18 protein-coding genes are annotated in these 13,974 nt (G+C 55.1%); 14 read left to right on the top strand and 4 right to left on the bottom strand.

What is annotated here, in order from left to right:
* The first annotated feature begins 61 nt into the window (after positions 1 to 61).
* Positions 62 to 412, top strand: coding sequence for a hypothetical protein (locus ACR0DU_RS20490; protein WP_170474391.1), 351 nt, complete (start codon positions 62 to 64; stop codon positions 410 to 412).
* Here ACR0DU_RS20490 and ACR0DU_RS20485 read toward each other — a convergent pair.
* Positions 350 to 766 carry a MerR family transcriptional regulator gene (locus ACR0DU_RS20485; RefSeq protein WP_170474389.1) on the bottom strand — a complete coding sequence of 139 codons (417 nt, stop codon included), beginning with the start codon at positions 764 to 766 and terminating at the stop codon, positions 350 to 352. The two genes, ACR0DU_RS20490 and ACR0DU_RS20485, sit on opposite strands and share 63 nt — an antisense overlap.
* Before the next feature lie 73 nt (positions 767 to 839).
* On the opposite strand from ACR0DU_RS20485, the gene ACR0DU_RS20480 reads away from it, so the two are divergent.
* Positions 840 to 1,475, top strand: a complete 636-nt coding sequence (locus tag ACR0DU_RS20480) for a cation diffusion facilitator family transporter (RefSeq protein WP_170474386.1) — start codon at positions 840 to 842, stop codon at positions 1,473 to 1,475.
* Between the two features lie 484 nt (positions 1,476 to 1,959).
* Here ACR0DU_RS20480 and ACR0DU_RS20475 read toward each other — a convergent pair whose 3' ends face one another.
* The 3 genes from ACR0DU_RS20475 to ACR0DU_RS20465 all read right to left on the bottom strand — a co-directional run bounded on the left by ACR0DU_RS20475 (position 1,960) and on the right by ACR0DU_RS20465 (position 5,479).
* Positions 1,960 to 2,913, bottom strand: a complete 954-nt coding sequence (locus tag ACR0DU_RS20475; RefSeq protein ID WP_480877149.1) for a helix-turn-helix transcriptional regulator — start codon at positions 2,911 to 2,913, stop codon at positions 1,960 to 1,962.
* A gap of 187 nt (positions 2,914 to 3,100) precedes the next feature.
* Entirely contained in the window at positions 3,101 to 4,390 is a 1,290-nt protein-coding gene (locus tag ACR0DU_RS20470; RefSeq protein ID WP_170417959.1) for a helix-turn-helix domain-containing protein, read from the bottom strand.
* 366 nt (positions 4,391 to 4,756) lie between these two features.
* Positions 4,757 to 5,479, bottom strand: coding sequence for a hypothetical protein (locus tag ACR0DU_RS20465; protein ID WP_480717637.1), 723 nt, complete (start codon positions 5,477 to 5,479; stop codon positions 4,757 to 4,759).
* 155 nt (positions 5,480 to 5,634) lie between these two features.
* Here ACR0DU_RS20465 and ACR0DU_RS20460 point away from each other — a divergent pair, with 155 nt between their 5' ends.
* The 12 genes from ACR0DU_RS20460 (at position 5,635) to ACR0DU_RS20405 (ending at position 13,964) form a co-directional block, all read left to right on the top strand.
* The gene (locus ACR0DU_RS20460) at positions 5,635 to 5,991 is read left to right on the top strand and encodes a hypothetical protein (protein ID WP_170474374.1); all 357 of its coding nucleotides are present in this window, start codon (positions 5,635 to 5,637) and stop codon (positions 5,989 to 5,991) included.
* A 48-nt stretch (positions 5,992 to 6,039) separates the two neighbouring features.
* Positions 6,040 to 6,453, top strand: a complete 414-nt coding sequence (locus ACR0DU_RS20455) for a thermonuclease family protein (protein ID WP_170474371.1) — start codon at positions 6,040 to 6,042, stop codon at positions 6,451 to 6,453.
* 476 nt (positions 6,454 to 6,929) lie between these two features.
* Positions 6,930 to 7,553 (top strand): hypothetical protein, encoded by a 624-nt coding sequence (locus tag ACR0DU_RS20450; protein WP_480877144.1) that lies wholly within the window; start codon positions 6,930 to 6,932, stop codon positions 7,551 to 7,553.
* Complete coding sequence (locus tag ACR0DU_RS20445; protein ID WP_152460687.1) at positions 7,550 to 7,975, top strand: TSCPD domain-containing protein; 426 nt, start codon at positions 7,550 to 7,552, stop codon at positions 7,973 to 7,975. Before ACR0DU_RS20450 ends, ACR0DU_RS20445 begins: the two co-directional genes overlap by 4 nt.
* The gene (locus tag ACR0DU_RS20440) at positions 7,972 to 8,616 is read left to right on the top strand and encodes a lytic transglycosylase domain-containing protein (RefSeq protein WP_152460686.1); all 645 of its coding nucleotides are present in this window, start codon (positions 7,972 to 7,974) and stop codon (positions 8,614 to 8,616) included. The genes ACR0DU_RS20445 and ACR0DU_RS20440 overlap by 4 nt, the downstream gene beginning before the upstream one ends.
* On the top strand, positions 8,613 to 8,894 hold the full coding sequence (locus ACR0DU_RS20435; protein ID WP_152460685.1) for an HAD family hydrolase: 282 nt from the start codon (positions 8,613 to 8,615) through the stop codon (positions 8,892 to 8,894). Before ACR0DU_RS20440 ends, ACR0DU_RS20435 begins: the two co-directional genes overlap by 4 nt.
* 3 nt (positions 8,895 to 8,897) lie before the next feature.
* Positions 8,898 to 9,176, top strand: a complete 279-nt coding sequence (locus ACR0DU_RS20430) for a VirB3 family type IV secretion system protein (RefSeq protein ID WP_152460684.1) — start codon at positions 8,898 to 8,900, stop codon at positions 9,174 to 9,176.
* Positions 9,169 to 11,535, top strand: a complete 2,367-nt coding sequence (locus ACR0DU_RS20425; RefSeq protein ID WP_170797136.1) for a VirB4 family type IV secretion/conjugal transfer ATPase — start codon at positions 9,169 to 9,171, stop codon at positions 11,533 to 11,535. The genes ACR0DU_RS20430 and ACR0DU_RS20425 overlap by 8 nt, the downstream gene beginning before the upstream one ends.
* A complete protein-coding gene (locus tag ACR0DU_RS20420) occupies positions 11,532 to 11,669 on the top strand; it encodes a hypothetical protein (RefSeq protein WP_170425207.1) in 138 nt (45 codons plus the stop codon). The genes ACR0DU_RS20425 and ACR0DU_RS20420 overlap by 4 nt, the downstream gene beginning before the upstream one ends.
* Positions 11,669 to 12,415: a type IV secretion system protein gene (locus ACR0DU_RS20415; RefSeq protein WP_152460682.1), complete on the top strand. Its 747-nt coding sequence runs from the start codon at positions 11,669 to 11,671 to the stop codon at positions 12,413 to 12,415. Before ACR0DU_RS20420 ends, ACR0DU_RS20415 begins: the two co-directional genes overlap by 1 nt.
* Positions 12,412 to 12,912 (top strand): hypothetical protein, encoded by a 501-nt coding sequence (locus ACR0DU_RS20410; protein WP_152460681.1) that lies wholly within the window; start codon positions 12,412 to 12,414, stop codon positions 12,910 to 12,912. The genes ACR0DU_RS20415 and ACR0DU_RS20410 overlap by 4 nt, the downstream gene beginning before the upstream one ends.
* Positions 12,909 to 13,964 (top strand): TrbL/VirB6 family protein, encoded by a 1,056-nt coding sequence (locus ACR0DU_RS20405; protein ID WP_152460680.1) that lies wholly within the window; start codon positions 12,909 to 12,911, stop codon positions 13,962 to 13,964. The genes ACR0DU_RS20410 and ACR0DU_RS20405 overlap by 4 nt, the downstream gene beginning before the upstream one ends.
* The last annotated feature ends 10 nt before the right edge of the window (positions 13,965 to 13,974 follow it).

Genomic DNA, 13,974 nt, shown 5'->3' with positions numbered 1-13,974 from the left:
GAAGGCGCGCAGTGGGAGAAAGCTCGACTACCTTCAACCTTCTGTTAGAAGCGACACTTGCTTGCCCATTGTTCCACGCATAACGCAAGCAATCGAAACGGTGAAAGCGCCAAGCTTTGCAGACAACCTCGGCAACCTCTTGATCCTGGTACTGATCAGCTCGGAAAGTGAGACCGAACTCGCCAACCTGGCGCGTCGCCTCTCACTTGACGAACTGGTCAACAGATTGATGCCGCTGTTCAGCGGCGAAAACGTAAAGATCAGTGTCCATTCGTTACTTGGGTCATTAACTGGCAAGAAGCGGACACAGCACCAATTCGCCATGTCTGTGCCAAATGCTGCTCTCGCGTTAGTGTTCGTGATTGCAAAGCTGGTGATCAGCCAAGGAAGCCAGTACGTAGCAGTCTTCTGACACTCCGTCACCGTCACAGCCTTTGGAAATCCGACCCAGCTCTTTTTCAAGTGCCCTAAGCCGTTTGATCTTGGCCCGGACATTGGCAAGCTGAGAAACTGCTATTTTTGTTGCGGCTCGGCACGAGCGATCTGGGTGGTCTTGCAATTCGATAAGTTCAGATATCGCCTCCAGCGAGAAGCCAAGATCACGCGCGTGCTTAATGAAACTAAGGCGTTCCATTCCCGCCGCATCATACCGTCGCTGATTGCCTTCGGTACGTTCTGGCGCACTGAGTAACCCCATTTCCTCATAGTAACGAATAGTTGGAATCTTGACCTTTGTGCGCTTGGACAGGTCGCCAATCGAAAACATCAAATTACCCCTTGAACCTCTAGTCACTAGAGACACTACACTATGCTAAAGACAGATTCAAAGAGGCCTCCCTATGTCAGGATGTTGCGGACACGACGCCAAGTTTGACGGTGTTTCAGATGATTACAAAAGGCGATTGTGGATCGTTATTGCCCTTAATGCTACGATGTTCGTGGTCGAGATGACCGCAGGGCACTATGCGAAATCTCAGGCACTACAGGCCGACGCACTCGACTTTTTGGGAGATGCCCTGACCTACGGTATCTCTCTGGCTGTCATTGGCGCCTCAATTCGCGCGCGCACCAATGCTGCCCTAGCCAAAGGCCTCAGTCTTTTTCTGATGGGTTCATGGGTGTTCGGGTCGACCGTATATCGGGTGTTCTACGTCGGAGTTCCGGAGGCTGAAATCATGGGGGTGGTGGGGTTCCTTGCACTGCTTACAAACCTTGCCAGTGTTCTTCTGCTCGTCAGGTACAAAGATGGAGACGCGAATGTCCGCTCCGTCTGGCTTTGTTCTCGCAATGACGCCATCGGGAACGTAGCAGTGATGTTCGCCGCTCTCGGCGTATGGGGCACAGCCACAGGATGGCCTGACCTCATCGTTGCGACGATTATGGCAGGATTGTTTTTGTCGTCATCTGTACAAATCGTGCGTCAAGCTCTGGCGGAGCGGCGTGATAACAAGCTCCATCAACAGATTAGCGCCTAGCGGAATGAAACTACTGACGCCAAATTGAGCCAGAGCAAGGATATTGTTTTGTCAGGCGTTAGCGTTTTGATTGACTCGTTCACCTTTCATTCAATTAGCCAGCCCCGGCAAAAGATGATCGCACAATTTAGAAGACCGTGTTGCCAGCACGAAAATCCGACAACACAACGAAACCCGATTTTCTGGCGGCGGCGAAAATAGCAAACGAACAACTCGGTGTGAATGCGGGCCGTGCGAAGTTGCTCCGATGTGCGGATCGCACCCTCGAGATAAGCCGCGGCTAGCCAGTAGATATCCGAAATTTAAGGATACAATATCGGGCCAAGTGTCTGCGTCCAGAAATTAACGGCACAATGACATGAGCCAAGTCAAATGCATGAATAACATGAAATAGATTAGGATCAGAATATGATCTGTAAGTGAAATTATTTGAAACTTGCGCCTGCGGTCTTTTCAAAGACAAAGCAGTGCGTTTTTGCCGAATTCAGAGATACCTAATCCGCAATCTTTGATCACGGTTACACGCAAGTTCCTCGACCACCTCGTTTGCACTCAAGTTAAACTCTCTCACGAGATCCGTGATCTGGACCGGCTGAAAGCTATCAGCGTTCCGAACCAGTCTGCCGTCTTCAAAAGCGATAAACTCGTGAGACCTGCCACCCCAACGGACGATCCCACCGCATAGTCGCTGACTTTCCATATTGACCAGTTCGGCCACAGGGTCGGCAAAGAAATCGCTCCACTTAAGAAATCCAGTACTGACTGCCCGCGCCACTGCCTGTTCAATCGTCCGGCTTTTAAGCTTGGTGACGATCGAAGACGTCAAAGCATGCACCATCCTGGAGGAGAGCCCCGTCTGGCCAGCAACTACGGATGGGATCAATCCTGATGCGAGCATCTTCAGAACATCCATCTCCTGATCGGACAACGCATCCGTAGGAAAGTTGAAAACTGTATCAATCACATCGAGCGCGAGTAGATGCAGGACCTGCGCTTCGTGGCGAAGGGCAGGGAGCATACTCCCGACCAAGGCGTCCCAGTCGGATCGGCGCAGGTTGGAGGTAACCGTAAAGACACCACGCTCCCCAAACGGATTGATAACCGGAATGGATAGTCCGTGCTGACCCACACCAAATTTTCTCGCTGCATCGAATAGCGGTGCGTGTTCACGCTGATCATCAAACACAGCCCAATCAATTGGTGCGATCATTGCGGCGCCAAACCGGATGAGGGGATCGACCAGGACCATGTCGTTGTCGACGTAGTGCCTGACCCATTCGGCCGGGAACGTGGTGCAGCCGTGGACAACGTTGTGATGCTTGTCGATATGGGCGTAGGACGCATTCTCCAGTCCGAACCTCGAACAAATTTCCTGAAGGCGCGCCTCCCCGGTCTGCCTGAAATCCAGTTCAGAATTGCCAATGTCCGCGATTTTCATAGATCGTCTTTCTGTTCCGCGTTGCCGTCGAGGCCGCTTAGCAACCTAAAGCTGAACAAACCACTCGGGAATTCCCGTAGCCAATCATGCATTTGAATACAGTTCTGTTCTGGAGGCGGAAACGGAGCGAAAACCTGCCGATGAGACACATGAATTGGAGAAGCTGGCGGCTCATAACCCGGCACGGCTAAAACCCGCTGCAGTGATCTTGCGGAAGCCCGTCTTCCTCCTCTCGGGCTCTACGCGCCAAAAGCCCCATGAAACTGGAAATCAGGTTCAGTTCACCGCGCTCATCTGCGTGCACCATACCGCGCAGATATCCGCCCGGATTAACCACTGGCGGCAACCGTGGATCGCTCAGCCTCGCGTCTGTGATCAACCCGGCCAGGATTGCACCCATCACGGTCAATCGGTCAATCGCCGTACGCCAAGCCGAGGCATTGGCGCCGATCTCCGACAATCGCGACCAAACGCCGGTCTCAATCGCGTAGAGCGACGGGCTGGAATTCTGATCTCCGCCACCCGCGATATCGATATGCATGCGCAGCTCGGGTGAGGCCAGTTCATATAGGATGCGGTTATTCACCCGCGGTAGTTTTTGGGCCTTGCGCGATGCCGTATCTGTCGGATGATTGCTTTCTAAGCAATGCGGAGGGCCGTCAGGCCCGGAGCCGGAACAATCTGGTTCCGAGGCTTTTGCCGAGGACATTGAACTCTCGCCATCGGCGTTACAGGACAGAATTGTTTCTTCAATTTGGTCTTGTATATGGCACCCGAAACAAGCTTCGGGTTCACCCGAAATTTCACCGGGTTTTGCGACATGCTCTTCGATCCGGCTCCAAAGGTCGTAAGCCGCCTGAACATGTAGCTTGAGCGCCTCCAGCGTCATGTATTTCAACTTGTCGGCGCGCGGCCAGGATCGAAGTTCCTCCTTCATGCCTTCCAGACTTTCAGGAGGGCAGGGGAGTAAGAGAAGCACGGCCAGACTATGTTTCACATATCGGTAAAGCCGTGATCGATCCCCGCGCAGCTCGTCCTGTTCTTTCTTCTCGGCCTTGCTGCGCACGTCCGCGTCGCGCATCTCGGGAATGAGGTTCAGGGCAGGGGTCAGGAAGAGTCCAAGCTTCTTGCGCTTACAGCGCGCGCCATTTGCGCCAAGCCTGCGTTCGATCAGACCAATCCTTTCCAGCTCACGTTCGTGATTGTGGATTGTCCGATCTGTCACGCCTCGCCCGGCAATGAGGGTTTCCTGGCGCGCGTAGCAAAAGGGTTCCTGAGACGGGTCTCGAAAAGCACATGGCGTAATCATATCGATGATGATCTCTAAGGTGCGAATACACTGGGCTGATGCGCCTCTGATCTGCGCATATCCCACGCAGAGCTGACGTAACCTGTCACGGTTCCAGCCCTCAGGAAGGCCGTTGTGAAAGCGAATATTATCGTGGTGATGGGCGGATGCGATCTGCCGAAAGCTCATGGATTTGGCCTCATTTGGCAAAGGTCAGTGTTGATATCGCGGCTTCGCGGGGCAGGGTGTTCGGAATGGTTCAACGGTCTCATGGTCTGCTTCTCATTGGGGAAGCAAGGCAGGTTGAACCTCAGCGAATAAACACAGAAAAACCGTTCGCACAGATGCGTCTATCCTTGTCAGTAGTTTTGGATTTTCCTATAAATCAGGTGATCAAAAGTGACTTAGGAAGATCCCCGCTGAGGCCCCGCCTTGCGGGGGTTTTTTGTTTTGGGATAAGGATGTTCCTCTGGCCAAGAAGGCCTGGTTGCCAATGTGGCTGGCGCGTTCACTGGCTTCTGAGGGGCAACGCATTCATCCACTGTGAAAACAACGTCAGTATCGGATGAGCTCGTATTCGCTGAACCCGAATATGTCGTTCCACTCGACACCAACGCCACGGAAATAGCTGGGAGGTTCACAGCGATTGCCCAGTGGCAGCCAAGGAGGGATTGGGGCAGGAGCGCGCTCGGACCATTGAAAGCTTACGTTGTCGTCATAGCTGCCAACGACCAGATCAAGCGAACGCTCGCAGTCGCCCTCTCGCGAACGACGGCGATAGCTGTAGTGGCGCACATCCCAAACCCTGATGGACCTCACAACGTCGAAATCGGAAGAGGAAAGATCGACGCTGATTGGCGTGGCTTGAAGACCGTCACCGTATTGGTTGTGAAGTGACGGGATCGCTTCCATCGAGATCGCTGCATCTACCACTAAGGTCTCAGCGGTTTCGTCAGATGGAAGCTCTGGAATAGGACTGGCACTGTTGCGTTTGATGGCGCCCAACCTTTCCATAGGACTCACGCCTGAGGAGCTTTCTGACGCGTTCATCGGACAGCGCCAGAGTTGGAGCGGAGGTTCGACCGGATAGGGTGTGACGCGCCGAATGAACTCCGCCTTGGCAGCGACGCAATCAGGCGAATTTGGCCAACCTCCGGCGAGGCAAAGGAATATGGCGCAGTCAATTGGATAGGCACGAGCCTGCGTGGCTGGCAGTGCAGCGAGTGCAACTGCAAGGGCCTTCGCGCGAGTTCGATTTCCGGATTTTGAGTGTTTCAAGATGGTCTCTCCTGCATGTGAATCGCCTAAGCAATACTCGGCCAATATGCCCCTGACAATCTAATATAGTATATTGGCGTGTTTTCTTATATTGACGTAGATTGTGTTTTAGTCCACAACTTTTGGATGTAGAAGACGGCCCATAGGGGGTCGTCATGGCGGACAACAAGAGACAATACACTGTGGTAACCATCGAGATGGTCCGGGGCCTGAAAGAAGATCAGGTTCCATTTACATGCCGCTACGAATTTATCGGACTCGCTTCCCTTGGACGACCTAAGTACCACTGCATTTATAGCTCTCCGAACTATGTCGGAGCCTTGTGCAAGTCGAAGATCTCTCGAGCGGGTGCTGAGCCCAGGGAGTTCGATCTTTGGCCGGGCCTTTTTAAGCATCACCAGGAATTTGGCGACGGGCGCATTCTCTGCGTCAAATCTGACTACACGATCGAGTCAATCACGCCGGCGGGTCTTGAAGCGGCGCAAGCTCTGGACGCGAAATCTAAAACCTGATCGGTCACGTTCGAGAACCCGGCTTCTCAAAATACTGGGACAGGGCGCATGAAACGGCTCTTGTTTCTCAGCACTGCGCTCGCGCCTTTGTTCATTGCTGCAGTTTGGATTGAACCAACCAAGCGAACAGAGACACTGAGCGCATCTGAGGTGATCGCCGTTGACGGTGACACAATCGACCATGGTGACGACCGGTATCGGCTTGTTGGGTTTGATGCGCCTGAGACCTACCGGCCGCAGTGCCTTGCGGAAAAGACTCTGGGATTAGAAGCGAAAGCAAGGCTGACAGAGCTCATCCAGTCGGCGGACCAGATAGAGCTGGTCATCCAACCAGATCTGGACGCCCATGACCGCTTCCTAGCGGTTGGGCGTGTCGCTGGGCAGGAGGTCGGGTCCATCCTGATTTCCGAGGGTCTCGCGCGCCCATACTCCGGCGGCAAACGCCGGTCCTGGTGCGGCTGAAGGAAAGGATCAAACAACGATTTAATGACAACAGAACAAAACCACTGAGAAATAAGCAGTCCTGTCGATTGCGCCAACAATCGACAGGACAAGAAACGCCCCAAATCCATCCGGGCATTCCTCCAACATCAAGAGAGAACTGTACTATGGTAAAAACAGTAGTCCTAGATGCCGATCCTAGATCGGACAGCACCGCGCCAGAGTCAATGGGTGCGGACCCTGGACAACATATCTGCGCCTCCGACCGCTTAGCGCTGTCTGGCGATTGAGGCGAGCGGGACATCCCGACATTTCAGTCAGACCTTCCGGCTGATTGATCCGAGCTGAACGCTGGCTTTCTACGAAGCTAGCGAAGGGCTCAGTGCTGTGTTCCGGCATCCAATTTCCTGCTGCTCAGATGATCCGAAACCGAACCCCATAATAGTAATTATGTAAAAACTACTGACCTATTTTTGAAAGGCGGAAAGGTGATCACAGTGGCCTTCGACACTATCGAAAGCAAGATTGATCGGCGCTGGGTGCCTGCCGCCCAGAGCTTCGAGCAAGCCCGTAAGGACATTCTCACCGTAATCCGCCACCTTGCCGGAGAACGGCCAACCATCAAGCGCGCAATGCGCGAATACTGGCTGGAAAGCGATGCCCGCGCCACGGCTTTCGGGATCGCGCTCGAAATGTTCCATGTCCTCAATGATCTTGAGTATGTCCGTGCAAATCGGCTCTACAAAGCCTTGAAGTTGCACGCAGACGTTAACAAGGCGTTGGGTCCGAAAGAGCTGTTCCGCTTTGCTTCACCGGAAAAGGCCGCTGCGCTCATCCAAAGCAGCAGCCGAGCAAACTATGCCAACTCATACGCAACCCTGAAATTCGGTTGCGACCTGTCAGGCACAATCGACGCCGACACAGCGCGCGACGTTCTGAACCGGCATGAAGCCCTTTGGTTCGTTTACCCAAACGCCACCTATCACGTTCACCTGATCCGCGAAGGTGTCTGGCTGGACATCGTTATGCCGCTTGAAGTGGTCGATGAGCTGCGCCTTGACGTGGATTTCGCAATGCAAATCCGACAAGCGGAACTTGATGCGCAGGGAGCTTTGTCATGAACAAGCCTGCGCGCAAAGTTCTTCCTGATCGTCGGCTGGCTGAAACACGCCGCGTTGAAACTCCGCAAGGGCACACTGCCTTTGTCACCATCGGGTATGATCCGGCGTCGCCAATCAAACCCCGTGAAGTGTTCTATAGCGGTGGTTTTCGCTCTGGCAGCGACCTCGAATACCATCTGCATGATCTGTGCGTTCTGATTTCGCTGTTGCTGCAGCACGGCGTAGCAGCTTCGTTTCTGTCGCGCTCTATCGCTCGCAAGACTTCGGCCCTTGGTGGCGAAGAATACGCAAGTCTCGCAGGCTGGTTGGTGGATGCTGTCAGCATTCCGCCGTCCTGGACTGATGAGTACGTGGCCGCGACCGGCGACGAACAGAACCCCTCCAATTCCTCGCCAACTCAAGCAAAGGAGAAATCCGAATGATCGCAGCAATGCGGCCCCTTCTGCTCGTCTCCACGGCATTTGTGGCGACCGGCGCAAGCGCCCAGGTCATCGAATACGAGCCGGATGGCAGCGTGTTTCTGAACGGTGCGCGGGCAGAAATCGTCAATGGCGTCGTTCGGCCAATCCGGATGCGTGAGTACACGCTTGACGAAAAACCGGAAGCGCCGAAGGCCAAGCCACAGGAAAAGATCGAGATTGCGGGCAAGGCACCGCGGCCTCGCAGATCCTCGGGCGGCTGGTCGCAGGAGCGGATCGTCAAAGAAATCCACGCAGCGGCGGAACGCCATGACATTCCGGCCGAGTTGTTCATGGCGCTGGTCTGGCAGGAAAGCCGGTATCGGGCTGACGCTCTGTCACCCAAGGGTGCCTATGGCTTCGCACAGCTCATGCCCGGAACGGCGAAAGACCTGGGCGTGAACCCAAAGAACCCTGCAGAAAATCTCGACGGTGGTGCCCGCTATTTGGCGGCGCAGTACCGCGAGTTCGGAACCTGGAAGCTGGCGCTTGCCGCCTACAACGCCGGGCCTCACCGCGTCGTCGAATACGGCGGCGTCCCCCCCTTCACCGAAACCCGCAATTACGTGCGGATCATCCTAAGCAAAGTGAGCACTTCCTCATGAAAAGAACCCACTTCTACCAGCAGATGGCGTTTTTCGCGATCACTGCGTTCATCATCACAGCAGCGCCCGCCTCCGCTGGCTGGCTGCAAGATGCCATTGGCGATTTCATCAACGAAACGCTGGCCGACTCGAAGGTCGTTGGCGTCAGCCTTGCCGCTGTCGGCTTCATCTGGGGCTGTCTCGCCTACGTGTTCGGCTGGGGTTCGCTGAAAGGCCCGGTAATCGCTATCGTCGTCGGCGCTGTTATCGGCCTCGCTGATACATTCATCGGAGGCTGATTGATGCCGCGCCGCAATACGGTCTTTCGCGGCCTGAGCCGCCCCGCAGAATGGGGCGGCTTACCCGTGATCTATCTGCTGGTGATCCTCGGGATGACCATGCTTTCGTTCTTCATGTTCGGGATAGCGCCAGCAATCATTGCGGGTTTTGTTTTCTACACCGGGCTTCGCCTCTTTTACGAATGGGAACCGGCTTTCTTCCGCGTCCTGTCCGTAACCCTTTCCAAAACTCCGCGCACCAAAAACCGCCAGCATCATGGGGGAGATTACTATAGTGCCTAAGCCTGCTGCACAGGATTTGTGGACCCTTGCCCGCTCGTTGATCGAGCCGAGCTGGCGCAAGGATGAAATGAGCCTCTTTCAGATGTTGCCGTATGGCTATGTCGTGGACGATGAGGTCATTTCTACACGCAACGGTGGCCTCATCGCCGCTGCAGAAATCACCGGAATCAACGCAAACACGCTGGACGAAAACGAGTTCGAGTTCCTGGCCGAACGGTTTGAGCGTGTATTGCGCACGACACCCAATGAGGTGGCCTTTTATGTTCATCGACTGACCGTCCCAGCTGAGACTGGTCATGTCATCACAGATCCAACCGGCTTTGCCGGTGCAGTGGCGCAGGCCATGCGCTCAGCGTCCGTCGATGCAGAGCTGAAAGAACGCAAGATCATCATCAGCGCCATTCTGCAAAAGCGGCAGGATGAGCGGGCAAAACAGATGTTCGGCATGTCGTCTGGAACGATAGACGAGGAACGCCGCGAAATGATGGAACAGCTCGACGGTGTGTTCACAACACTGGCGGGCACGCTGGGCGAGGCCCGTATGCGCCGGCTGAAGCTCAGCGAGGGGCGTTGGCTCGGCTATTATGGAATGCTGTTGAACGGTCGGTATCAGCCGATCATTCACACGAACATTGCAGAACCCATCGCCTTCAACATGCCGCAAGAGGATGTGCTGTTTCAGGGCAAGCGCGGCAAACTGGTCACGGGCGACGATCAGGAACGCTCCATCCGTGTCTATTCCCTGAAGAATTACCCGATGGCTTCGTTCCCCGGCATTTTCGACGGGCTAGACCTGCCGGTTGATGTCGTGATTTCGCAATCCTTCCTGCCGATCAGCCGCGCCCAGGCGCAGGAAATGGAACGCCGCAAGTCGGGACAAATGCGCTCGGCAGGCGACAAGGCAAAGTCGCTTGAAGAGGATTTGTCCATTCTGGCGGACGGCATTGCCTCCGGCACCATGTCACTCGGCAAGCACCACCTGTCGATCTGCGTGTTTGGGAACGAGGAAGATCTGAAAACCGCCGAAAAACACATCATCGGTGAAATCCAGATTTCGGGTGGCACGGTGAAGCGCGAAGCGATGTCGGCCCGTGCCGTGTACTTCGCACAGCACCCCGGCAATTTCGCGTTCCGCGCCCGTGAAGAACTGATCACGGACCAGAACTTTGCGGATATGGTTGCGTTCCACATGCGCCCCAAAGGGTTGGATGCGGAAAAGCTACCTTGGCCGGGGCCATTGGCGACTTTCCCGACGACACACGGGGACAGCTACGATGTTTCGCTGCACCTTCCCAAGACCAGTAACGACCCTGAAAACCTGCCCTCCGGGCATACGATCGTTCTTGGACCGAACGGCTCGGGTAAAACTGTGATCGCGATGCTGCTGGCAACAATGGCGGTTGCACAGGGCGCGCGGATCATCGCTTTTGACAAAGACCGGGCAATGGAGGCTCCAATGCGGGCGCTCGGTGCGCAGTACATCCGCGTCCGAGTTGGTGAGCCAACCGGCATGAACCCTTTTCAGACCGAGACGGATGAGGCTGGGCAAAGCTGGCTCGCCAATTGGGTCATTGCCCTGTTGAGCTATGACGAACCACTGACCACCGATCAGAAGGATGAAATCACAAGGGCTTGCCAAGCCAATGCCACTTTGCCGCCTGCGCTTCAGAACTTCGATTCACTGGTGGAACGGTTCAGAGCCTTTGACGATGACAAGAACCTGTACAAGCGTGCAAGTGAATGGGCGGGCGAAGGCCGCTTGTCCTGGATGTTTGGCGAGGGTGGCTCAGATCCGTTTGCTGCTGGCGACCGTCATCTTGTGTTCGATATTTCTGAGGTTCTGGATGACGAATTGGTGCGGCTGGCATGGATCAGCTACGTCATGCGCCAGATTGAACGCCGCTGCGCCACCAAGATACCCACTGTCTTTGTGATTGATGAAGCATGGGTAATTGCTGGCAACCCTTATGGCGCTGGCATCCTCATAAATGCCTACACCACGTATCGGAAGCTGAACGTCATGATGATGATGATGACGCAGATCCCCGATCACCTCCTGTCGTCAGCGGCAAGTAAGTCGATCCTGGAAAACACCAGCACGCAACTCTTGTTCCCCTCTCGATCCGGCAATGAAGCAGACTACCGGGCAATCGGCTTGAACGATTCAGAGCTGGGCGCGCTGAGGGCGCATTTTGGCGACCGCGTAATGCTCATGAAGAAAGGTGATGAGAGTGTTTGGCTCGATGTCGATGTCGGCGCGCTCGGCCCGCTTCTTCGTGTTCTGAGCGGATCAGACGGAAAATCGTTCCCTGATCCTGACTGGCGAAAAAACCCCAACTTCTGGAAGGAAATCACATGAAAGCCCGCCTTGTCATCACCCTTGTAGTTCTGGCCGCTGTCTCGGCCTGCACCAGCACCTATTCGGGCTATCGCAGCAAATGCGCCTGTGACTTTGAGCGCATGACCTCCCCTGAAAACTTGGAGTTTGTCTGATGGATATTTCAAAGAAATTCCGCACAACCATTGCTGTTTCGGTTCTGGCCGCCCTGCCAGTTATGACGGCAGCCCAAGGTGTTCCGACCATCGACGCCACGGCCATTGCACAGGACGCAGCCAATTCGGCCCGCGAAGTCGCGGAAATGGTCCGCCAATACGAACAGCTGATGCAACAATATGAGAAGCTCGAGCAGCAGAGGGCACTGCTCGAAAACTCCCTCAAAACCATCAGTGGTCTGACGGATCTGGACCAGTTCAACAGCCGCAGCTTTCTGAAACTGGCAACGGCAGCTGACACGCTTGGATACGCCTTGAACGCGACCGAAGATACGATTGGCGATCTTCCAGGCGTCGCCGGACTCGCGATGGAACGCCGATCAATCAGCCTGGGGCTGAACAATGGAATCCTTAAAGAATTCAGTACGTCAGACGTGCCAGCCCGGCGCATTCTCTCGGAGCGAGGTGGCGCTGGCTTGATGGCATCGGCCTTGGGTGAGAATGGCTATGACATGGCCGGTCAGCTCTCCGAAGATGCAGAAAAGCTGCGCGGTGAAATCGGTCAGCAAGAAGATCTGAAGGATGCAATCGACTACAACACGGCGGTTCTCCTTAAACTCCTTCAGGTTGAAATTGAAATCTTACGCGCAACCTCGGCTAATGCTCTGGCGTCGGGCACGGATCTGGCTGCAACCGCTGCCGATCTTTCGACACTCAGCAACTATGTACGAGGAACCTCACAATGAAACTCCGCTCAACTCTCATCCTGACCATTGCAGCCGCCGCCGTTATGTCGGGGGCTGCATCGGCACAGGTGAAGCTGCGCCCATCACCCAAGGTCGATATGCCGTTCGGTGAATATCGTAAGTGCCTTGGGTACTCGGGTGCGCGTGAGTACGGTCGTCAATTCGTCAAAAACGATCAAGCGCGCATGGCCGAAGCGGGCCAATCCGCAGACAAGCAGCCTCTTGTGACCAACTGGTCGGTGGTGATCCTGAATGAACAGGTCATCGCTGCGCACGAGGCCACCATCGAGCAATGCATTCTGCGCAAATCTGGCGAGACCTTCAGCACCGAATGTCCGCTGGGCGGTTTAAGCCGTGAGGACGCCGCCCAAAAGGTCGGAGCTGACCAAGACGAGTTTTGGACCCAACCGTCCGACAATCTTGCCGCGCTGAAAAAAGAGCAACGGACCCGTCTGGAAGCTCTGCGCCCTGCAATTGAGGAGGCTTGTGGGCCGTGATCCAAGATTTCGTCAGCTCGATTGAGGCTGCGCTAAATAACTTCTCGCAGCAAGCATACAACAGCCTGGCGGCGGATCTAGCATCCGCCCTCTGGGCAATAGCCGCGCTGATCTTCGTGGCAATGCTGATCAACGGTGTGCTTCAAATCCGAGAAATCGGGTTTGGTGGCTATGTCGGCTGGATCATTCGGGCGACGATCATCATTGGTATGGCTTCTAGCTGGAGCTTCTTTCAACCCATTTATCAGGGCATTTCGAGCCTCCCAGACACGATTGCCGGAGAACTGACCGGCACAACAAATGTCTGGGAAGCACTCGATGACATTGCGCTTCAGTGTTTCTTGATGGGCCAGCAGGCTATTGAAAACGCAACCTGGGGTCTGAGCATCACCGGGGCTATTCTCTGGGTTGTTGGGGCTGTCATCGTTGCTTTTGGCACCGGCATGGCGCTGATCGCAAAAGGCGGTCTAGCGGTCCTGCTGGGTCTAGCGCCTGTTTTCATCGCAACGCTGCTCAGCTCGGCAACAGCCAATATCTTCGCAGCCTGGGCGAAAACGACTGTTGGCCTGATCATGGTCATCGTCGTTCTGACAGGCATCGTTTCTCTTATTCAGGCCCTTTTCAGCTCCGAACTGACCGCTGTTGAGGATGTGAACAATATGGAGGCCAGTGGCCGGTTTTTGGCGATCTGCATTGTTTCAATCGTGATGCTCACGCAGATCCCGTCGCTCGCGGGCGGGATGTCGGGTGCAATCGTTTCGGCATCCTCGGGTCTTGCCGTGGCAACTGGTGCTGCAGCAGCCGCAAGAAGTGCATTGGGCACTGCAAGCGACGGCGCAAGGGGTGCAGTAGCCGGTGGGAAAACTGCCGCTGCTATGGCTTCCGCAGCACGTGACGGGACTGGCGTTCGTGACAGCGCGTCTCGCGCAATGCAAGCGCGTCGGGACATAGCGCACAGAGCCCGAAATCAGGATGGGGCAGCTCGTCAGAGCTACGCCGCTGACCGTTACCGGCAGAGCATTCGACAAGCTCGCGCCAATAAATCTTCATAAATCGAGGTAC

The organism is Ruegeria sp. G2 (assembly GCF_056533505.1).
Note: the sequence above shows the minus strand (reverse complement) of the source record. Positions and strands in the feature narration are given on the sequence as shown.